We start from the raw sequence: 19,076 nt of genomic DNA, 5'->3' as shown, positions 1-19,076 counted from the left end.
ACACTCATGACATGTAAAATACCGGCACGAGATCGACAGCGACCGGCGATCCATCCGGATTGGTCGCCATGATATCACCCATATGCGCCCACCAGCGCTGCATCACCGGGTGCTCAGGCAGTGCGGCCATGCCATGGCTTTTGTGACGGGTCAGTAGGCCGAAGAGCGTGTTTGTTTCCCGGTCGAGGTGGATGGAATAATCACTAACGCCAGCCTCATGCAACAGAGCCACCAGTTCCGGCCAGATTGCATCATGCCTCTTTTTATATTCGGCCTCCATGCCTGGATGGAGCTGCATCTTGAAGGCATATTTTTCTGTCTCTGCCATGCTCATGTCCTCATATCCCGCATCCGTCGCGCCAGAATTGGCAGGGCGATGGTGATGATCAGCAACAAGCCGATGAAGATCGACATAACGATGCCCGGCACATTCAACAGCCCCAGCCCAAAGGTCACCAGCCCCATGACGAAGGCTGCAATGACCACTCCGCCAATCGTGCCAGCCCCACCGACAATCGATACGCCGCCCAGCACCACCATGGTGACGGCTTCCAATTCCCATCCTTGGGCAATGGATGGCCGTGTCGAGCCCAGCCGGGAGGTGAGGCAAACGGCAGCAATGCCACTCATCAATCCGGTCAGCAAAAACAGGATGAATTTGACCCGGTCGACCGGAATGCCTGAAAATCGCGCCGCCAGCGGATTATTGCCGATCACATAGACCTGTCGTCCAAAATTGGTGGCATGCAGCAGCACCGCAAACAGCGCAGCCAGCACAAGGAAGAGGACGAATTCGAAGGAAAACACCCAGGCCACATAGCCCTGGCCGAAATAGGCGAAGCTTTCCGGGTATTTTCCATAGGCCTGATCGCCAAGCACGATATAGGAAATGCCGCGAAACAGGCTCATCGTGCCGATGGTGACGACGATGGAGGGCAGTTTCAGCCCGGCAACCAGCACGCCATTGAACACCCCGCATAACAGTCCAACGCCGATACCAATCATCACCAGGCCGGGCGTGCCGACACCCAGTTGGGCTGCGGCGCCCATGGCCGTCGAGGCCAGAGCAATGATCGCAGCGACCGAGAGGTCGATCTCACCGGCAATCACCAGCAATGCCATGGCAAAGGCAATCATCGCCTTTTCAGTGAAATTGAAGGTGGCGTCCGACAGGTTCCAGGCATCCAAAAAATAAGGGGAGGCCAGCGCGTTGGCGATGAAAATCGCCACTGCGACACCCAACAACAGCACTTCCCAGCTGGCCAGCAGGCGGCGTATCGGGGTGCCTAGCTTGTCGGGAATGCGGCGCTTGGCCGGGGTTTGTTCAACAGGTGCCATTGTCATGCCGTAACCTCCTGAACCGTACTGCCCGCGGCCCTATCCCGCAGGATGATCCGGCCCTTTCTGCGTTCAGCCCGGGCGTTGAACACCACGGCCAAAACAATCACCACACCGGATATTGCCATCTGGGCGAAGGGTGAAATGCCGATGACTGGCAATGCATTCTTGATAACGCCCAGAAACAAAGCCCCCAGAACGGTGCCAGCGACCGAGCCGATGCCACCGGCAATCGAAATGCCGCCGATAACGCAGGCCGCGACGCTGTCCAATTCAAAACCACTGGCAATATCCACATAGGCAACCGCATAGCGCGACACCCAGAGATAGCCGCAGAGGCCAGCAAGTCCGCCGGACAAAACGAAGGCCAGAAATCGCGTCCAACCGATGTCGATGCCGGCATAAACCGCAGCCGTCGCATTCCCGCCGGCGGCATAGGCGGCGCGGCCAAAGGTGGTACGCCCCAGCACGACAGCCATGGCAATGACCACGATCACTGCCATCCATGCCAGGACCGGAAGCCCCATGATAACAATGCGCGGCAGATTGAGGAAATCCGGCGTCATCTGATGGGCGTTCACCCAGGCCCCGCCAGACAGCACGAAAGCCATGCCGCGATAGATCGTCAGCGTACCCAACGTCACGACGATGGGCGGGATCTGCAATAGCCAAACGAGATAGCCATTAACAGCGCCAAGTGCCGCCCCGATCAGCACCGCCGCCGCAAGCAGCAGAACCAGCGGCATGCCGGGAAAGTTCGAATCCAGCATCGCCACCGCCATGCCGGAAAAGGCCAGATTGGCGGCAACCGACAGATCGATTGATTTGGTGAGGATCACAGTCATCTGCGCCAGCGCCAGAATGATCAGGATAGACGTATCGTTAAAGATCGTCGCCAGATTGCCTGGCGAGGCAAATCCGTCTGCCCGGGTGGAGAACCCGGCGATCAGCAACAGGATAATAACACCCAATGCGATCTCGCGGTGTTTCAGCAGGCTTTTCATTGTCACACCTCACGCATTGCCGGTGGCGGCCCGCACCAGAACTTCCGGTGTCAGCGCCTCCCGCTCAAAAATTCCAGCCTGCAATCCCTCCCGCATCACCATCACCCGGTCGGACATGCCAAGGATCTCCGGCAGTTCGGAGGAAATCATGATGATCGACAGGCCCTCTGCCGCGAGTTCGGAGATAAAGCCATGCACGGCCGCCTTGGAGCCGATATCGATCCCCTTGGTCGGCTCATCGAGAATGATGACCTTCGGCTTGGTGGCCAGCCATTTGCCGATCACAACTTTCTGCTGATTGCCCCCCGATAGCGTGCCAACCGGTACGGACAGCGCCGCCGCCCGCAGGTCCAGCCGCTCGGCATAATAGCGCGCCAGAGCGAATTCGCTGACGGCCTTGAGAAAACCACGCGCTGAAACCCGCGCCAGAGAAGGCAGCGACATATTCTGGTAAATCGGCATTTGCAGCGCCACCCCATGGCGCCCGCGCTCTTCCGGCACATAGACGATGCCAGCGGCAATGGCATCCGCAGGCGAGCGGATATCGACCACCTTGCCCTCCAGCGTCACAGTTCCCGAGGCTGGGCGGGTAATGCCAAACAGCGACTGGCACAGTTCGGAACGGCCCGCACCGATCAACCCGTAAACGCCAAGAATCTCGCCCTTGCGCAATTGAAAGGAAATGTCGCGAAACTCGGTTTCATGGCAATACTGCGAGACAGAAAGCACCGGAGCGCCGATGGCAACGTCGATTTTTGGAAAAGCGTCATGCACATCGCGGCCGACCATCAAGCGGACGATCTCATCCTGCGGCGTCTGTTGCAGCAGGCCGGACCCGACCATTCTTCCATCGCGGAACACCGCGTAATTCTCGGCGATTTCATAGACTTCATCGAATTTGTGACTGATAAACAGGATCGCTTTGCCTTCCCGCTTCAGCCCTTCAACGATGCGAAACAGATCATCGATTTCCCTACGTGACAGGGCCGCCGTCGGCTCGTCCATGATAACGATCCGCGCTTCAACCGAAAGTGCGCGCGCAATCGCCACCAGATGCCGCTGGGCGATGGAGAGATCCTTCAATTTAATGGTTGGATCGATCTTGCTTTCCAGCCGATCCATCAGCGCCCTGGCTTTGGTGTTGATGCCGTTCCAGTCGATGAAGCCGAAACGGGTTTTCGGCGCATGGCCGAGGAAGATGTTTTCCGCAACGCTCAACTCGTCAAACAGCACCGTTTCCTGATGGATGGCCGTCACGCCCGCATCGATGGCAGCCTGGGCATTGGCGAAGGTTAGCGGCGAACCATCGATGACGATTTCCCCCTCATTGGGCCGGTAAATACCGGTGAGGATTTTGACCAGCGTCGATTTACCGGCACCATTTTCGCCGATCAGTGCCGTCACCTCGCCAGGATAAAGGGCGATAGTCACACCATCCAGCGCCTTCACACCCGGAAAGATCTGCGAAATGCCGCGCATCTCCAGTATCGGTGCGCGATCACCGAGCGGTACTGCATCAAGCTTTGTGGTTTGGACACTCATCATCGATTGCACCAGATCAGGCCAAAAAGACCAGGAACGGATAAGGGTTCCCGGCGGCAGCTGCCGCCGGGTTCGATTGCCTTAGACTTCAAGATAGAGGACTGCTGGATCAGAAGATTTTTGAGAACTGATCGATATTCTTGGCATCGTAGACGAAGGGATCGGCCATCGCTGCCTCACCATTGTCACCGATCTTGATCTTACCCATTCGTCCAGCCGGAACCTCGCTGCCGGGCTTGCCGGTCGCGTCACCTTTCACCAGATGATAGGCGATCTGGGTGGCCGAATAGCCGAGATCGATGGGGTTCCAGATCGCAAATTCCTTGGTGGCACCGGACTTGATTGCGCCAGCCATTTCAGACGGCAGGCCAAGCCCGGTCACATAGACCTGACCGATCTTGCCAGCATCCTTCACGGCCTGCGAGGCAGCCAAGACGCCGACCGTGGTCGGAGCAACGATAACCTTCACATTTGGATGCGAGGTCAGAATGCCATTGGCTTCACGATAACTCTTGTCGGCAAGGTCATCTCCATAGACTGTGGTGGTGAGGTTGAGGCCGGGGAAATCCTTCAACTGCTTCTTCATCTCGGCAATCCAGATATTCTGGTTGGTCGAGGTCGTGGTTGCCGACAGGATGGCGAAATCGCCCTTGCCATCAGCCAGATGGTCGGCAGCCAGTTTCAGGCACATCTTGCCGATCAGCTCGTTCGAAGACGGGTTGAGATGCATGATACGGCCAGCAGGCGCCACGCCGGAATCCCAGGAAATCACCTTGATGCCACGTTGGGCAGCTTTCTTCAGGGCAGGAACCACGGCATCCGGATCATTGGCGGAAATGGCGATGGCATCGACGCCCTGGGCGATCAGGGAATTGATCACCTCGATCTGGCCTTCGGCAGTCGTCGTGGTCGGGCCGGTATAGATGATCTTGACGCCACCCAGTTCCTTGGCCGCCTCTTCCGCGCCCTTGTTGGCCGCCTCGAAGAAACCGTTGCCGAGCGACTTCACCACGATGGCAATCTTCATATCGGCGGCATGCGCCATGCCAGCCGTCGTCACGAAGGCAATCGCTGCCGCCCCGAACAATCGTCTTGAAATTTTCATGTTGTTATCCTCCCAGATGTTAAAACCGTTATCCCCCAAACGGCGTATCGCTTCCTCAAGCGACCGAAGGGGCGTCCTCCCTGTCGGCCGAGGTCGAAGCCCGGACCGTCAAAAGCTTTATTCCAGCCGCCTCCACCATATGGGCCGCCTCTTCAGGCACGCCGTCATCGGTGATGATGGTTGAGACCGCATCCAGCCCGCATAAAATCATGCTGGACCGCCGCGTGAATTTCGTCGAATCGACCATGACAATCAGCTCATCGGCCTGGCGCATCAGCCGTTGCTCGCTCTGGATCACCAGCGCATCCGGCTCCATCACGCCCAGCGCCGAAATGCCCTGCGCACCGATGAACATCCGGCGAGCATAGAAATTGCGGATCGCATCATTTTCGAAAGGCGACAGAATCAGGCTTTGATCCCGGTAGATCGCGCCGCCCGGCACGTTGATCGTGCATTTCGAATGCTTGACCAGATGCTCGGCAATCGCAAAGGAATTGGTCATCACCTGCAAGCGACGCGCTGACATGAAATGCACCATCTGAAAGGTGGTGGTTCCACCATTGATGATGATCGAGTCACCTTCCTCGCAGAGTTCAACAGCGGCGCGCGCAATTGCGCGTTTCTTATCGATATTGACCGATTCCGAAACCCTGAACGGTCGGGCGGCCAGATTGCCTTGCTGCGGAGGATGTACCGCTTCTGCCCCACCCCGCACCCGGCGTAATTTCCCCTGGACATGCAGCGATGCAATGTCGCGCCGGATGGTTGCTTCGGACGCATCCGTCAATTCGGCAATATCCTGCACCGTCACCACAGGCTTTTCCTGGATGGCGCTGAGAATAATGCGATGGCGTTCGCGTTCGTGCATGGGGTCCTCCTTGGCGTGTTTTAGGCTTAACAGATTGAACATGTCAATCAAAAACGATCAAAATAGATTATATTGCAACGCACAATGAACATTTATGATCGTTTATGATTGACACGAGCGATAAATTTGCGCGATACCCATAACAGGATGGAGCGCTCGCCGATATGGCGGGCCTTAAAATCACATTTGGGAGGACTTCCATGACGGGCCAAACCGCAGCGGGCCAACCGCGCCTTCTCGACAATCGCTGGGATGATGTCTACGCCGAAACGCTGGATGAGGCAGGCAAGCTGCTCTACCGGTCCAACCTGCTTGGCGCCGACAAGCGCATTACCAACTATGGTGGCGGCAACACCTCGGCCAAGGTCATGGAGACCGATCCGCTCACCGGCCAGACGGTCAAGGTTTTGTGGGTCAAGGGTTCTGGCGGCGATGTCGGCACCATCAAACTCGACGGTTTCGCAACGCTTTACCAGGACAAGCTTGAGGCGCTGAAAGGCATTTACCAGGGCGTTCACGATGAAGACCGCATGGTCGGTTTTCTCCCTCATTGCACTTTCAATCTCAATCCGCGCGCGGCATCCATCGATACGCCACTGCATGGTTTCGTTCCGTTCACCCATGTCGATCACATGCATCCGGATGCGATCATCGCGATTGCCGCGTCGAAGAACTCGAAAGACCTGACAAAGGTGATCTTTGGCGACGAGATCGGCTGGTTGCCCTGGCGCCGCCCTGGCTTTCAGCTTGGGCTTGATCTGGAAGCCTTCGTCAAGGCCAATCCGCAGGCCAAGGGCGTCGTGCTGGAAAGCCATGGCCTGTTCACCTGGGATAATGACGCCAAGGCCTGCTACGAACTGACGCTTGATATCATCAACAAGGCCATCCAGTGGTTTGCGCGCGAAACCGAAGGCAAGGTGATTTTCGGTGGTGCGGCGACGCAAAGCCTGCCGTCCGCCGAACGTCGCGCCATTGCCGCAAGGCTGATGCCGGAAATTCGCGGACGGATTGGCAAGGCGGAGCGCAAGCTTGGTCATTTCGACGATCAGGATGCCGTGCTGGAATTCGTCAATTCCAATCATCTCCAGCCACTCGGCGCGCTGGGCACCTCATGCCCTGATCATTTCTTGCGCACCAAAATCCGTCCGCTGATCGTTGATTTCAATCCGGGTCAGCCGGATGTGGATGCAGTGCTTGCCGGTCTCGATGCCGCCCTTGAGGCCTATCGTGCTGATTACAACAGCTATTATGAGAGCTGCAAACACGACAATTCTCCGAAAATCCGTGATCCCAATCCGGTGATCTTCCTCATTCCGGGTGTCGGCATGTTGTCTTTCGCCAAGGACAAGGCAACGGCGCGGATCGCCGGTGAATTCTACGTCAATGCCATCAATGTCATGCGTGGCGCATCGACCGTGTCGGAGTATCAGGGCCTACCGGAACAGGAAGCCTTCGATATCGAATATTGGCTGCTGGAAGAAGCAAAGCTGCAACGCATGCCCAAGCCGAAAAGCCTGGCCGGAAAGGTCGCTTTCGTCACTGGTGGTGCTGGTGGCATCGGCAGAGCGACAGCGGAGCGGCTGGTTGCTGAAGGGGCTTGCGTTGTATTGGCTGACATCGACGCTGCCGCACTTTCCGACACGACAGCTGATTTCACCAAACGCCTTGGCGGCGATGCCGTCCGCTCCGTCCTACTGGATGTCACCCGCGAAGATGCCGTGATCAGCGCCTTTGCTGAGGCCAGTGTCGAATTCGGCGGGGTGGATATTCTGGTATCGAATGCCGGTATTGCCTCGTCTGCACCCGTCGAAGAAACCACGCTTGCCATGTGGAACAAGAATATCGACATTCTCGCCACCGGCTACTTCCTGGTGTCGCGGGAAGCCTTCCGGCTGTTCCGCCGGCAGGCATTGGGTGGCAATGTGGTGTTTGTCGCCTCGAAAAACGGTCTTGCCTCCTCCCCCAATGCCTCGGCCTATTGCACGGCCAAGGCGGCGGAAATTCATCTTGCCCGCTGCCTGGCGCTGGAAGGCGCCGATGCCGGTATCCGCGTCAACACCGTCAATCCGGATGCCGTGCTGCGCGGCTCAAAAATCTGGAACGGCGAATGGCGAGAACAGCGCGCGGCATCCTCCAAGATCGAGGTGGACGATCTCGAGGAACATTACCGCAAGCGTTCGATGCTGAAGCTGAACGTGTTTCCCGAAGATATTGCCCAAGCCATCTACTTCCTGGCTTCAGATGCCTCGGCAAAATCGACCGGCAATATCATCAATGTCGATGCAGGCAACGCCCAGAGCTTTACCCGCTAAACCTCTGGCAAAAAACCAATGCATCCCCGGGAGGAAAGCATGACAGACCTGAACATCACTGCGGACGCGGTTGCCGTAGACAATGACAAGCGGGCAAGCGCCCTGACGTCGGACTATAGCGCGCTTGGTGAAAAGCTGGCGCGCAGCAATATCGACATCGACGCCGTCACCAAATCCGTTTCCGAGTTTTTCGTTGCCGTCCCCTCCTGGGGGGTCGGCACGGGCGGCACACGCTTTGCCCGCTTTCCCGGATTGGGCGAACCGCGTCACATCTTCGACAAGCTAGACGATTGCGGCGTCATCCAACAATTAACCCGCGCTACACCAAAAGTCTCATTGCATATCCCCTGGGACAAGGCCGATCCGAAAGAGCTGACGGCCAAGGCCGCCACCCTGGGCCTCGGCTTCGACGCCATGAATTCCAACACGTTTTCAGACGCCGCCGATCAGGCCCATTCCTACAAATACGGGTCGCTCAGCCATGTCGATGCCGCAACCCGGCAACAAGCCATCGAGCATAATATCGAATGCATCGAACTTGGCGATCAGCTTGGCTCGAAAGCCCTGACCGTCTGGGTCGGCGACGGCTCCAACTTCCCCGGCCAGAGCAATTTCACCAAATCATTCGAGCGTTACCTCGCCTCAATGGCCGAGATCTACAAAACGCTGCCGGATGATTGGCGGCTATTTTCCGAACACAAGATGTATGAACCGGCCTTCTATTCCACCATCGTTCAGGATTGGGGCACCAACTACCTGATTGCCCAGACGCTGGGGCCGAAGGCACAGTGCCTTGTCGATCTTGGCCACCACGCGCCCAATACCAATATTGAAATGATCGTGGCGCGGCTAATCCAGTTCGGTAAACTGGGAGGCTTCCACTTCAACGACTCGAAATATGGCGACGACGATCTGGACGCCGGTTCCATCGAACCTTACCGCCTATTTCTGGTGTTCAACGAGCTGGTGGATGCGCAGTATCGCGGCGTCGAAGGCTTCCACCCCGCCCATATGATCGACCAGTCGCATAATGTGACCGATCCGATTGAAAGCCTGATTGCCAGCGCCAACGAAATACGCCGAGCCTATGCCCAGGCATTGCTGGTGGATCGCGCCGCACTGGACGGCTATCAGAACGACAATGATGCGCTGATGGCCACCGAAACGTTGAAACGCGCCTATCGCACCGATGTGGAGCCGATCCTGGCAAAGGCTCGGCTGGACGCCGGCGGCGCAATCGACCCGGTCGCGGCCTATCGTGCCTCAGGTTACCGTGCCAAGGTCGCGGCGCAACGGCCAGCGGTCAAAGGCGGCTCTGGCGGTATTGTATAAGGACACCGCGATAGCACATGACGGGCATTCGCTACGTTACAGGCTCACAAACGGCTCTTTGCTTCCCGTGAATTTTGAAGCTATGCATCAGGGGGCTGGGGCGGCAATTTTGTCGCGCCCGGTCTTTTCTGTCGGAGCCCTGCGTGTCCAACATTTCTCCCGCGTCCAGCCATCAGTCGCATCAATGCTGCCTCTGTCATAAAACCGTTCCGCCAAGGCATTTGCATGCCGTCAACTCGATGCGATCTTCGTTGATAGAATTGATCGAGGCGCAATGCGGCCCCGTGGCCGCCGATGCCCGGATCTGCGACGACGACCTGTCAGCACTGCGTCGCCAGCGGGTCGAAAAACTGCTTCAGGAAGAACGCGGTGAGCTTTCGGACCTTGACCGACGCGTGATCGCCGATCTTGGCCGCGATGTTTCCACGGTTCAGACCGCTGCGGCGGAGAACGAAAGGCCGCTTCGGTTTGGGGATCGCGCCTCGGACGCCGTCGCCTCTTTTGGCGGTTCGTGGCGATTCATCATCATCTTTTCCATCATCCTCGTCACCTGGATGGCAATCAACTCTATCGGGCTATTTCTTCGGCCTTTCGACCCCTATCCCTACATCCTCCTGAATCTGCTACTGTCCTGTGTCGCCGCAATGCAGGCGCCAATCATCATGATGAGCCAGAAGCGCCAGGAGGAAAAGGATAGGCAGCGGGCGGAAAACGATTACATGATCAACTTGCGCGCCGAACTGGAAATCCGCCAATTGCATGAAAAGATCGACCACCAGATGGCCCATCAATGGGCGCGCTTGGCAGAGTTGCAGCAGATACAGATCGACCTGCTTGAGGGACGGATTTATAAAAAAGATATATGAGGCTCCATTTTATTAGATTTATTTAATATTAAGGTAAGAAACTGGTTCTACATTGTTTCTCACAGGGAATGGATCTTCCTCCGGCGTCCCCTCTGCCATTCTGAGATCCATTCGCCCAACCTGTGGCCGCCCGAAGAAGTCCCCTCGACTTCGGGAATTGATTTAGCGCCGCGCCTCAAAACGCGGCGCTTTTTTTGCCCAACGTTGTGGTTCCGCTATGGAATGGGGCAATAGATGACCGTATCAAAGTGCTCAGTCTTTCTGGTCAATCGGCTTAAACGTTTTCGGATCGAAATAAGCTTCGACGGCGTTGCCGCTGGAATCGACAGCGTGGGCCTCATAGCACCCGTCGCCGCTCCTGATGGAGCGAACATTCCAGCCCTCTCCTTCAAGCTTTCTCTGCAAACTCTCTCGGGGTTGCCATTCTTTCAGCGGCACCGCGCATTTTTCCCCAGCCAGAATCGGGCCTACCAGAGCCAGAGTGATAGACAACGCAATCAGCACAATCTTCATATCGACCCTTCTGTCTACCAACCCATCAACTGCTTCGGGGAACTGTCGCCGCACGCAGATAACGAACGTAGAAAATGCCGTTTATCGACGCGACTGCCCTTTATCGTCGGTTGCGCTGACACCAAGCTGAAGATCCGCTGTGTGCAGCCTTCCAAGATTTTTCTGAAATTTCGACCCGCTTAAGCTAGGTGTCATAAAGAACGTCAAAAGCTTTTTATTTCGGGCGTCTCGCGCCTCTGCCGTTCTGATCGGAGATATGCATGCGGGTATTACTTGTAGAGGACGACGCTGTTCTGGGTCAGGCCATTCGCGATCATGTCGGGGCAGCCGGTCATGCGGTGGACTGGATGAAGGAGCTACAGGACGCTGAGGCCTGCACCAGAACCGTTGCCTATGGCCTGATCCTGCTTGACCTGCGTTTGCCTGATGGCAACGGCATCGACTTTCTGAAACGGTTGCGCGAGCATGGCGACGTAACCCCAATCATCATCCTCACAGCTCATGACCAGATCTCGGATCGGATCGAGGGCCTCAACTCCGGCGCTGACGACTATCTGGTCAAGCCATTCAATCTCGATGAGTTGACGGCGCGCATATTGGCTGTTGCGCGCCGCTACGCCGCAAAGCCAAATCCAATCATTCGCATCGGCACATTGGAAATCAACCCCGCAGAGCGACGTATTGCCGATGGTGCCGAGGCCATTAGCCTCTCCAGCCGTGAATGGGCGGTGCTTGATGCGCTTTTGGCAAGGCCTGGTGCCGTAGTCTCCAAAGCCCGCATTGAGGAAGCCCTCTATGCGTTCGGATCGGAAATCGAAAGCAATACGGTGGAAGTCTATGTCAGCCGGTTGCGCAAGAAGATCGGTAAGGATCGCCTACTAACCGTCCGAGGCGTTGGCTACAGCATTGCGGGAGCGGCATGACCATGCCAAGCATTACCCGCAAACTTCTCTTGTGGCTTTCCGGCGCGATTACCGTGCTTTGGCTGGTCGCGGCAAGCTGTGGCGCCATCGTCATGCAGGCTGAGTTTGGCGAGATTTTCGACAGCGCTCTGCAGGAGACCGGCGACAGGCTTTTGCCATTGGTCGTCGATGACATCATGCAGCGCGACCCGCTGAAAAGCCCCGTGCAAATCCTCAGCACTGTCGATCCCAATTCCGATGGATATCTGATCTATCAGGTGAGGGACGCAAGCGGTCGAGTGCTGATGCACTCCCATGCCGAGGCAGCAGCCCCCCTGCCCGCGCCGCTGACACCCGGCTTCTGGCAAAACGACAAATACCGGATCTATACGACCACAGCGGTCAGCGACACGATCATCGTTCAGGTGGCCGACTCGATGAAACATCGGCATATCTCGGCTCTTGCGGCGGGTCTTGCCATGTTGCTGCCGGTGATTGCGCTCGTCCCACTCAGCGTTTTAGCAGCATGGCTGATCATCCGCCGTTCGCTCCGTCCCGTCGAACAGTTTCGGCAGGAAATCAGCGAGAAAGATCACGGCAATCTGGCGGAAATTGACCTTAGCCCGCTGCCCAAGGAATTGCAGCCCATAGGACGTTCCGTCAATCTTCTGCTCACCCGATTGCGGGCCGCTTTGGATGCCGAGCGCGAATTTACCGCCAATAGTGCCCACGAATTGCGCACCCCCATTGCCGGCGCCCTGGCGCAAACGCAATTGATGCTGGCCCAGTTGAAGGAGCCGGAAGCCCGCGCCAGGGCGAGTCAGGTGGAAACTTCGCTGCAAAAGCTTGCCAGCCTCGCGGAAAAACTGTTGCAATTGTCTCGAGCAGAAGCGGGTATTGGCTCGACCGGGCAGCCTGTCGATCTGGTACCCGTGCTCGATCTTGTCGTGGAGGATTTCCAGCGCGCCACGGGAAATGACATTTTTTATCGCCACCCGCCAACCGCAACCCTGCCACGCGCCGTCAGCGAAGATGCCTTTGCCATCGTCATCCGTAACATGATCGAAAATGCTGTGCGACATGGAACACAGGGTGTGCCGGTTGAGGTGACGCTTGGCGAAGATGGCACGATCCGCGTCGTCAACGGTTCACCGGTTTTACCACCCGAACAATTGATAGCCATCCGAAAACGCTTCCAACGCGCCAATGCCACCACGCCGGGATCTGGCCTCGGCTTGTCGATTATCGAGCGTTTGGCAGAGCAGATGAATGCCCGCTTCGACATCCTGTCACCCGCTAGCGGGCGACAGGATGGATTCGAGGCTCGCCTGACGATTTAAACCACCGATCAGATCGTCCTGTCACCGACAGCGCCAAGCCATTCCTGCGGATTGATAATCGTGAGCGCGCTGCGGATGTCCTGGGCATGGGCGCCAATCAGCAGCCGATAGTCACCCGCTGGCGCACGGAATGCCGCCGCATCGACATCGTAATAACTGAGGTCGCGCGGGTTGATTGCAAGCGTCACTTCGCCGCTTTCACCTGGCCCCAAGGCAATTTTGGCGAAGGCCCGCAACTCCTTCAATGGGCGTTCAACACCAGAGACAGGTGCCTCGACATAAAGCTGCACCACATCGGACCCCGCCCGTTTTCCGGTATTGGAGACCCTGACGGAGACTGTCACGCCGGATGCGGTCATTTCTGATGCGGAGGCCTGAGGCTCATCCCAACGAAAACTGGTATAGCCAAGCCCGAATCCGAAGGGAAAGAACGGCTCGATATTGCGGCTATCATGATGGCGGTAGCCGACGAAGACCCCTTCCTCATAACGCACATGGCCATTCTTGCCGGGATAGATCGACGGGTCATTTGTGATGGCGGAATTATCCGACAACTGCTTTGGAAACGTCTGCGGTAGACGCCCGCCCGGTTCCTGTTCGCCAAACAGCATATCGGCCACAGCATTGCCAAGCTCCTGGCCTGGATACCAGACCTGAAGCACGGCTTTGACCTTTCCCAACCAAGGCATTTCAACGGGGCCACCGGTTTGCAGCACAACAACGCAATTCGGATTCACGGCGCTGACGCGCTCGATCAATTCTTCCTGACGGCCCGGCAGACGCATGTCGGGCAGATCGAGACCTTCCGTATCCCATTGCCCCTCGCGCCCGACAAAGAGAAGCGCCACATCCGCGCCTCTTGCACATTCTACTGCTTCCACCATCGCGTCTTCACCGAGAATTCTTTCGATGCCGAAGCGAATCGCGGTGATATGGATGCCGTATTCCTCTGGCGGTGGCGACAGGTATTCAACTTTGATTGCGTAACTACGGCCAGCCTTCATCTCCACCGAGTGCCGAATTTCATCATTGGCAGTGCCAAAGAAATTCTCACCGCGCTTCCACCCGGTATAGCCGTCAATGACAAGTTCTTCATCGACATATAGCTTGGCAAGACCCGAGTTGGTCATGCCCAGCAGATGCGGCCCATCCTCCTGCGGCGTGAAGGTGCCGGTGAACCGCACCGAGAAATCCGTCAGAGACAGATCCGGCGATGGCAGTTCGAACCAGAAAAACTCCCCTGTCTGCACCGCTTCCGTTGCAACAGGAGTACCCTTACAATTGACTCCCTTGAAATACTCGACAGTGACCGGCTGCGAGAACAGCTTGACCAACCGGCTATTGCCGCAGGCCACACTGTGCTGCACATCAACAGTGCCTTGCAAAACCGCGCGAATGCCCTCCAGCGGGCTTATTGTATAATGTGCATTGATCTGGGCGCTGCCGCCGCCCATCACCCGGGCAACAGCCGCATTTGGCCCGATAACCGCGACACGCTTCAGGGATGTCTTTTCCAGCGGCAAAATACCATCATTCTTCAGAAGGACCGCACCTTCAGCGCCAATTTTGCGGATTAACGCCCGGTCAGCGGGCAGATCTTCGGCATGTTCGGACAGGTCAGGCGCGGAGAAAAACGCCCCGACACGCTCCAGCAGAGTGAGAATGCGCCCCGCCGCTTCGCGCACCGTTTCCGGTTTGACAGCACCGTCGCGAACCGCCTGCACCAGCTTTTCGCCACGGTCACGGGTTGGGCCAGGCATCTCCAAATCAAGCCCGGCATTGACGGTTTCGGATGTGGAATGCGAGCCGAACCAGTCGGACATGACAATGCCGTCAAAGCCCCATTGCTCGCGCAGCACATCCGTCAACAGCCAGGCATGCTCGCTCGTATAAGTACCGTTCAGCCGATTATAGGAGGACATCACAGCCATGACGTCAGCCTTTTTCACCGCCTGTTCGAAGGGCAGAAGATAGATTTCGCGCAAGGCGCGTTCATCGATATCCGAGGACATCGTCTGCCGTTCGATCTCGGATTCATTACCGGCGAAATGCTTGATCGTGGCCGCCACACCCTGGCTCTGCACGCCTTTGATATAAGCAACAGCCAAAGCCGCCGTCAGCATCGGGTCTTCGGAATAGCATTCGAAATTGCGCCCGTTCAACCCGGACCGATGGATATTGACAGTTGGCGCAAGAAGGACGCTCGCGCCCTTGCTCTTTACCTGTCCCGCCAGGGAAACACCCATGGCTTCGATAAGAGATGGGCTCCAGGTGGCACCGAGCGCAATCGCAACGGGATAACAAGTCGCCTTGACGCCGCCAACCAGGGACCCGCCGCCGCGCGCGCCGTTTGGCCCGTCAGTCACCTTGATCTTTGGAATACCGAGCCGCTCAACCGGCACAGTGGTCCAGAAATCCGCACCGGACAGCACGGAAACCTGCTCCTCAAGGGTCATCTCATCAAGCAGACGGTCGATCATGTGATACTCCTCCCTATTTACCTACCAACTACTCGGTATTATTATTTCTCGCAAGAGATCCTGTCTGCCTTCACCCGGTTTTCGATTGAGCTCTAGAGGCGATCAGGTTCGGATTGAGCCTTCATCCCTGGCCTCTTACGTTTTCGTTTGTCTTTTCAGAAAATTGGGTTCCACTTTTCCCAAGACAAGCTCTAAGGAGGGCATGCGATGCAACCTGAAAGTGAGACAAATGGCAAGACAGGACATATCCGATGCAGGCCTACCTCCCGTCGATACGGTCGCAGGCCGCCGCCGAAATTCGGTGAAAGGGGCCGCACGGCGAGAAGAAATCCTGCAGGCTGCGCTCAACCGTTTTGCCAAGGATGGCTTTCAAAATGCTGCAATTGCAGACATTGCTGAGGATGTCGGCCTGTCTCTTCCTGGTCTTCTGCATTATTTTCCGACCAAGGTTGACCTTCTCCTGGCGATCCTGGAACGGCGAGACAAAGAGACAGCGCCGGACTTAAACAAGAAAACTCCCCATTGGCGCGATTTCCTCGGCCTATTGGTTGAGGTCACCAACCAAAACATGCAATCGGAGGGGGTTGTGCGGGCATTCTCGATCCTTAACGCCGAAAGCCTGCTTGCAGGGCACCCGGCCCAGGCGTGGTTTCACAAACGTAGCCTGCAACTGCGCCACAAACTGGCCAGTATCTTTGCAGAAGGCATTCTGAATCATGAGATCAAATCCGACATCGATCCCCAAGGGGTCGCAACGGAAATTATCGGTCTGATGGACGGCTTGCAAATGCTCTGGCTGCGGCTGCCCGACAGTACCGATATGGGCGTCCTGTTTTCCGCTTATGTCGAGCGGTTGATCGCATCCATTGAGGTCGCTGAAAAGCCGTAAAATCGCAAGGTAAAGCTTTTCGGCAAACCCGCAGTGCCGCAGGCGCATGCCTGCACTCTCGACCTTTCCGCGCGGAGAGCCTATTTCTCATTTCGATTAGATGGAGGATTGCGGCGATAGCGCAGAGTCCACCATCCTCTAGGCGAAAGTTGGAAGACAATGACTGAGATTGACGAGCCTCAGGGCGAATTGACATTACGCACACTCGCCATGCCAGCCGATACCAATCCCGCCGGAGATATTTTCGGTGGCTGGGTTCTGGCGCAGATGGACGCAGCCGCTGGCATCCGCTCTTCCGAGCGTGCGAAAGGCCGCACGGTCACGGCGGCGGTCAAGGAAGTTAGCTTCAAACGCCCGGTCAAGGTCGGTGATACCGTGTGCATCTACACATCGATCAGTCACGTCGGTCGCACCTCCATGACACTCTATGTCGAGTGCTGGGTCCGCAGGCAGTTTACGCAGGAGCGCCAGAAGGTCACCGACGCCCATTTCATCATGGTGGCGCTGGACGAAAAAGGCGCGCCGCGCCAGGTGGAGCCGGAAGCCGTATAACCTATCAGGGCAGAGTGCGGCAGTTTTCGATTGCCTCGGCAAGTCTGCGGACCACATCGCTATCGGTCTGCGCCTGCCCCGCCCTGGCAAAACCAAAATCGACCAGAACGGGATCGACCGTCGCTGGCACGCTGCAAGAGGCGTGAAACTCCCGCAAGCCGGCCTGCCAGAACGGCGCGATGCGATCAGGCCTCAATCCACCACCGGGCATGATGATAATCCGGCCATCTGCCGCCCTTGAAAGCGATTTCAGACGATCGAAACCGGCGACGACGGATTGCGCGCCACCAGACGTGAGAATTCGACCAAATCCGAGCGCAACCGCCTGCTCCAGCGCTTCGTCAAAGTCCGGCACGAGGTCAAAAGCCCGGTGCAATGTCGTGGCGAGGCCAGACGCGACCGCCGTAAGTTTGCCAAGCACCTCAAGGTCCAATCGTCCATCAGGCAGAGACGCCCCAAGCACGACACCGGATAGCCCCGCCTGCCGCGCCGCATGGATATCCGCTGCCATGACGGCGACCTCATCCGGCGAAAACACGAAGCTACCTGCCCGTGGCCGGATCATCGCAAAAACCGGGATGGGTGCCTGAGCGGCACGCAGCATCAGACCTGATGTCGGCGTCAGCCCCCCGCAGTCAAGGGCGGCGCACAGCTCGATCCGGCCTGCGCCACCGGCAATCGCCGCCTCCAGCCCCGCAACGGAATCGACGCAGACTTCTAGCAAACCGCCTTCGTTCTTTTCTGGTTCACGTCCTGCCATGATGGTCTCTTTTAAGCATTCCGTTCAATGGACACCTTGAAGGATCTGGGTTTTTCGAGAATCAGCAACAGTAGAATACCGCAGAATCCTGCCAACGCGCCGAGCATTGCTGTGCCTGAATAATTGCTGATGCCTGTGCCGAATGCAAAAAGCAGGGAGTTCAATCCGCCACTCAAGAAGATATTCACCGCAATGAGCGAACTGCCAAGCCCGGCACGATCGGCAATCAGGTTTTGCAGATAGGTAATCGGCACACTGATAATCGCCGCCGCCCCGAAACCGGCAATGCCGGAGAGCAGATAGACATGTTCTGGTCGCGAGGCAAAACCGAGACCTAGCAGATAGACGCAATAGATCAACGCACCGGCAACCAGCGTTGCCACGCTGGAGGTCTTGCGCTCCACCCAGCCCCAGAACAGAATGAAGACGATTTCCAGAAAGGCGACGATACCGACGATAATACCGACATCGCCGGTCGTGCCATGCGCTGGCCCGGTCATGACAAGCGGCAACACCACGCCGTTCATTTGCAGCATGGCAGTGATCAGCGCGATGGCGCCAAGCCGCAACAATAACCCAGGTGAGGCGATTTTCGACAGGGATGAAAAAAAGGCAAGGCTTGCCGAGGGTTCGGCCCGTGCCTCCGCCTTCGGCAACCAGACCAGAAACAGCACGAAGCAGGCGAGTCCGCCAAGGCTGGCAAACAGAAAGGCAGGCAACATGCTTTTCTGACCAGCAAGAAAGAAGCCAACCAGACCCGGCACCAAGACCCAGGAGGCCGAGATAACGGCCCGCACGCCGGAATTGACTGCAATCAGTTCACGCACCGGCATATCCTTGGATGCGGCACGCACATTGGCAAATATCAGCGAATTCAATGCGTTGTAAACCGGCAGCAACAGGAGCGCGGAGCCAACGAAGATGATCTGGTTCGGTTCGAGAAACACCACCCCATAACCGACCACGCCAAACAAGCTGACGATGACCATCGGCATGCGAAAATGTCCAAGCCTGTCGGCCAATATTCCCACGGCAACGCTGGCGGCGACATTGACGCAAGAAGCGATGAAGATCAGCAGCGAGTAATGCGCATTGCTCAATCCCAACTCGTGTATGCCGATGATCGACATATAGGGAGCCGTGGTCGCGCCGGACAAGCCGAAGAAGAAAATCGCAATCGCGCTAATCCGGATACCCGGATTGGCGGCGATAATGGAGAGAACTGGCGGCATGAACGCGCTATCTTTGTCAAAACAAGCTGCCGCTGGTTTTA

At 57.0% G+C, this 19,076-nt stretch carries 17 protein-coding genes; 7 read left to right on the top strand and 10 right to left on the bottom strand.

Translation table 11 applies throughout. The annotated features are described in order from the left end of the window. Nucleotides 1-4: 4 nt before the first annotated feature. The 6 genes from rhaM to FS819_RS23560 form a co-directional block, all read right to left on the bottom strand. Nucleotides 5-328 (bottom strand): L-rhamnose mutarotase, encoded by a 324-nt coding sequence (gene rhaM, locus FS819_RS23585; RefSeq protein ID WP_156549660.1) that lies wholly within the window; start codon nucleotides 326-328, stop codon nucleotides 5-7. A gap of 2 nt (nucleotides 329-330) precedes the next feature. Next, complete coding sequence (locus FS819_RS23580) at nucleotides 331-1,338, bottom strand: ABC transporter permease (protein WP_156540270.1); 1,008 nt, start codon at nucleotides 1,336-1,338, stop codon at nucleotides 331-333. A 2-nt stretch (nucleotides 1,339-1,340) separates the two neighbouring features. Next, complete coding sequence (locus tag FS819_RS23575) at nucleotides 1,341-2,342, bottom strand: ABC transporter permease (protein WP_156549658.1); 1,002 nt, start codon at nucleotides 2,340-2,342, stop codon at nucleotides 1,341-1,343. Nucleotides 2,343-2,351: 9 nt separating this feature from the next. After that, nucleotides 2,352-3,887, bottom strand: coding sequence for a sugar ABC transporter ATP-binding protein (locus FS819_RS23570; RefSeq protein ID WP_156549656.1), 1,536 nt, complete (start codon nucleotides 3,885-3,887; stop codon nucleotides 2,352-2,354). A gap of 106 nt (nucleotides 3,888-3,993) precedes the next feature. Beyond that, nucleotides 3,994-4,989 (bottom strand): rhamnose ABC transporter substrate-binding protein, encoded by a 996-nt coding sequence (gene rhaS, locus FS819_RS23565; protein WP_070149263.1) that lies wholly within the window; start codon nucleotides 4,987-4,989, stop codon nucleotides 3,994-3,996. 55 nt (nucleotides 4,990-5,044) lie between these two features. Then, complete coding sequence (locus tag FS819_RS23560; RefSeq protein ID WP_012654477.1) at nucleotides 5,045-5,857, bottom strand: DeoR/GlpR family DNA-binding transcription regulator; 813 nt, start codon at nucleotides 5,855-5,857, stop codon at nucleotides 5,045-5,047. A 200-nt stretch (nucleotides 5,858-6,057) separates the two neighbouring features. On the opposite strand from FS819_RS23560, the gene FS819_RS23555 reads away from it, so the two are divergent. The 3 genes from FS819_RS23555 to FS819_RS23545 all read left to right on the top strand — a co-directional run bounded on the left by FS819_RS23555 (nucleotide 6,058) and on the right by FS819_RS23545 (nucleotide 10,367). Beyond that, nucleotides 6,058-8,169 (top strand): bifunctional rhamnulose-1-phosphate aldolase/short-chain dehydrogenase, encoded by a 2,112-nt coding sequence (locus FS819_RS23555; RefSeq protein WP_156549654.1) that lies wholly within the window; start codon nucleotides 6,058-6,060, stop codon nucleotides 8,167-8,169. Between the two features lie 39 nt (nucleotides 8,170-8,208). Beyond that, nucleotides 8,209-9,501, top strand: a complete 1,293-nt coding sequence (gene rhaI / locus FS819_RS23550) for an L-rhamnose catabolism isomerase (RefSeq protein WP_156549652.1) — start codon at nucleotides 8,209-8,211, stop codon at nucleotides 9,499-9,501. A gap of 143 nt (nucleotides 9,502-9,644) precedes the next feature. Continuing rightward, on the top strand, nucleotides 9,645-10,367 hold the full coding sequence (locus FS819_RS23545; RefSeq protein WP_234624687.1) for a DUF1003 domain-containing protein: 723 nt from the start codon (nucleotides 9,645-9,647) through the stop codon (nucleotides 10,365-10,367). 252 nt (nucleotides 10,368-10,619) lie between these two features. Here FS819_RS23545 and FS819_RS23540 read toward each other — a convergent pair whose 3' ends face one another. Continuing rightward, nucleotides 10,620-10,880, bottom strand: coding sequence for a PepSY domain-containing protein (locus FS819_RS23540; RefSeq protein ID WP_156549647.1), 261 nt, complete (start codon nucleotides 10,878-10,880; stop codon nucleotides 10,620-10,622). Nucleotides 10,881-11,140: 260 nt separating this feature from the next. On the opposite strand from FS819_RS23540, the gene FS819_RS23535 reads away from it, so the two are divergent. Together FS819_RS23535 and FS819_RS23530 are read left to right on the top strand one after the other, a co-directional pair. After that, nucleotides 11,141-11,803 (top strand): response regulator transcription factor, encoded by a 663-nt coding sequence (locus tag FS819_RS23535; RefSeq protein ID WP_156549645.1) that lies wholly within the window; start codon nucleotides 11,141-11,143, stop codon nucleotides 11,801-11,803. Then, complete coding sequence (locus FS819_RS23530; protein WP_156549643.1) at nucleotides 11,800-13,122, top strand: sensor histidine kinase; 1,323 nt, start codon at nucleotides 11,800-11,802, stop codon at nucleotides 13,120-13,122. Before FS819_RS23535 ends, FS819_RS23530 begins: the two co-directional genes overlap by 4 nt. Nucleotides 13,123-13,130: 8 nt before the next feature. On the opposite strand, the gene FS819_RS23525 is transcribed toward FS819_RS23530, so the two are convergent. Then, on the bottom strand, nucleotides 13,131-15,602 hold the full coding sequence (locus FS819_RS23525) for a beta-glucosidase (protein ID WP_156549641.1): 2,472 nt from the start codon (nucleotides 15,600-15,602) through the stop codon (nucleotides 13,131-13,133). A 229-nt stretch (nucleotides 15,603-15,831) separates the two neighbouring features. On the opposite strand from FS819_RS23525, the gene FS819_RS23520 reads away from it, so the two are divergent. After that, complete coding sequence (locus tag FS819_RS23520; protein ID WP_156549639.1) at nucleotides 15,832-16,491, top strand: TetR/AcrR family transcriptional regulator; 660 nt, start codon at nucleotides 15,832-15,834, stop codon at nucleotides 16,489-16,491. A gap of 159 nt (nucleotides 16,492-16,650) precedes the next feature. After that, nucleotides 16,651-17,043 (top strand): acyl-CoA thioesterase, encoded by a 393-nt coding sequence (locus FS819_RS23515; protein ID WP_012654468.1) that lies wholly within the window; start codon nucleotides 16,651-16,653, stop codon nucleotides 17,041-17,043. A gap of 4 nt (nucleotides 17,044-17,047) precedes the next feature. Here FS819_RS23515 and FS819_RS23510 read toward each other — a convergent pair whose 3' ends face one another. After that, complete coding sequence (locus FS819_RS23510) at nucleotides 17,048-17,803, bottom strand: copper homeostasis protein CutC (protein WP_156549637.1); 756 nt, start codon at nucleotides 17,801-17,803, stop codon at nucleotides 17,048-17,050. 11 nt (nucleotides 17,804-17,814) lie between these two features. Next, entirely contained in the window at nucleotides 17,815-19,035 is a 1,221-nt protein-coding gene (locus FS819_RS23505) for an MFS transporter (protein WP_156549635.1), read from the bottom strand. Nucleotides 19,036-19,076: the final 41 nt, after the last annotated feature.

Origin of the sequence: Allorhizobium sp. Av2, from assembly GCF_021462805.2 — a bacterium.
Lineage (GTDB): Bacteria > Pseudomonadota > Alphaproteobacteria > Rhizobiales > Rhizobiaceae > Allorhizobium > Allorhizobium vitis_G.
This window is presented reverse-complemented; position numbering and strand designations above follow the sequence as displayed.

What these genes read in the sequence shown, in the direction of transcription:
- FS819_RS23540 (WP_156549647.1), bottom strand. Translation starts at nt 10,880, where the DNA reads ATGAAGATTGTGCTGATTGCGTTGTCTATCACTCTGGCTCTGGTAGGC.
- FS819_RS23575 (WP_156549658.1), bottom strand. Translation starts at nt 2,342, where the DNA reads ATGAAAAGCCTGCTGAAACACCGCGAGATCGCATTGGGTGTTATTATC.
- FS819_RS23570 (WP_156549656.1), bottom strand. Translation starts at nt 3,887, where the DNA reads ATGATGAGTGTCCAAACCACAAAGCTTGATGCAGTACCGCTCGGTGAT.
- FS819_RS23580 (WP_156540270.1), bottom strand. Translation starts at nt 1,338, where the DNA reads ATGGCACCTGTTGAACAAACCCCGGCCAAGCGCCGCATTCCCGACAAG.
- FS819_RS23515 (WP_012654468.1), top strand. Translation starts at nt 16,651, where the DNA reads ATGACTGAGATTGACGAGCCTCAGGGCGAATTGACATTACGCACACTC.
- FS819_RS23560 (WP_012654477.1), bottom strand. Translation starts at nt 5,857, where the DNA reads ATGCACGAACGCGAACGCCATCGCATTATTCTCAGCGCCATCCAGGAA.
- rhaI (WP_156549652.1), top strand. Translation starts at nt 8,209, where the DNA reads ATGACAGACCTGAACATCACTGCGGACGCGGTTGCCGTAGACAATGAC.
- FS819_RS23520 (WP_156549639.1), top strand. Translation starts at nt 15,832, where the DNA reads ATGGCAAGACAGGACATATCCGATGCAGGCCTACCTCCCGTCGATACG.
- FS819_RS23535 (WP_156549645.1), top strand. Translation starts at nt 11,141, where the DNA reads ATGCGGGTATTACTTGTAGAGGACGACGCTGTTCTGGGTCAGGCCATT.
- rhaM (WP_156549660.1), bottom strand. Translation starts at nt 328, where the DNA reads ATGGCAGAGACAGAAAAATATGCCTTCAAGATGCAGCTCCATCCAGGC.
- FS819_RS23555 (WP_156549654.1), top strand. Translation starts at nt 6,058, where the DNA reads ATGACGGGCCAAACCGCAGCGGGCCAACCGCGCCTTCTCGACAATCGC.
- FS819_RS23530 (WP_156549643.1), top strand. Translation starts at nt 11,800, where the DNA reads ATGACCATGCCAAGCATTACCCGCAAACTTCTCTTGTGGCTTTCCGGC.
- FS819_RS23510 (WP_156549637.1), bottom strand. Translation starts at nt 17,803, where the DNA reads ATGGCAGGACGTGAACCAGAAAAGAACGAAGGCGGTTTGCTAGAAGTC.
- FS819_RS23525 (WP_156549641.1), bottom strand. Translation starts at nt 15,602, where the DNA reads ATGATCGACCGTCTGCTTGATGAGATGACCCTTGAGGAGCAGGTTTCC.
- FS819_RS23505 (WP_156549635.1), bottom strand. Translation starts at nt 19,035, where the DNA reads ATGCCGCCAGTTCTCTCCATTATCGCCGCCAATCCGGGTATCCGGATT.
- rhaS (WP_070149263.1), bottom strand. Translation starts at nt 4,989, where the DNA reads ATGAAAATTTCAAGACGATTGTTCGGGGCGGCAGCGATTGCCTTCGTG.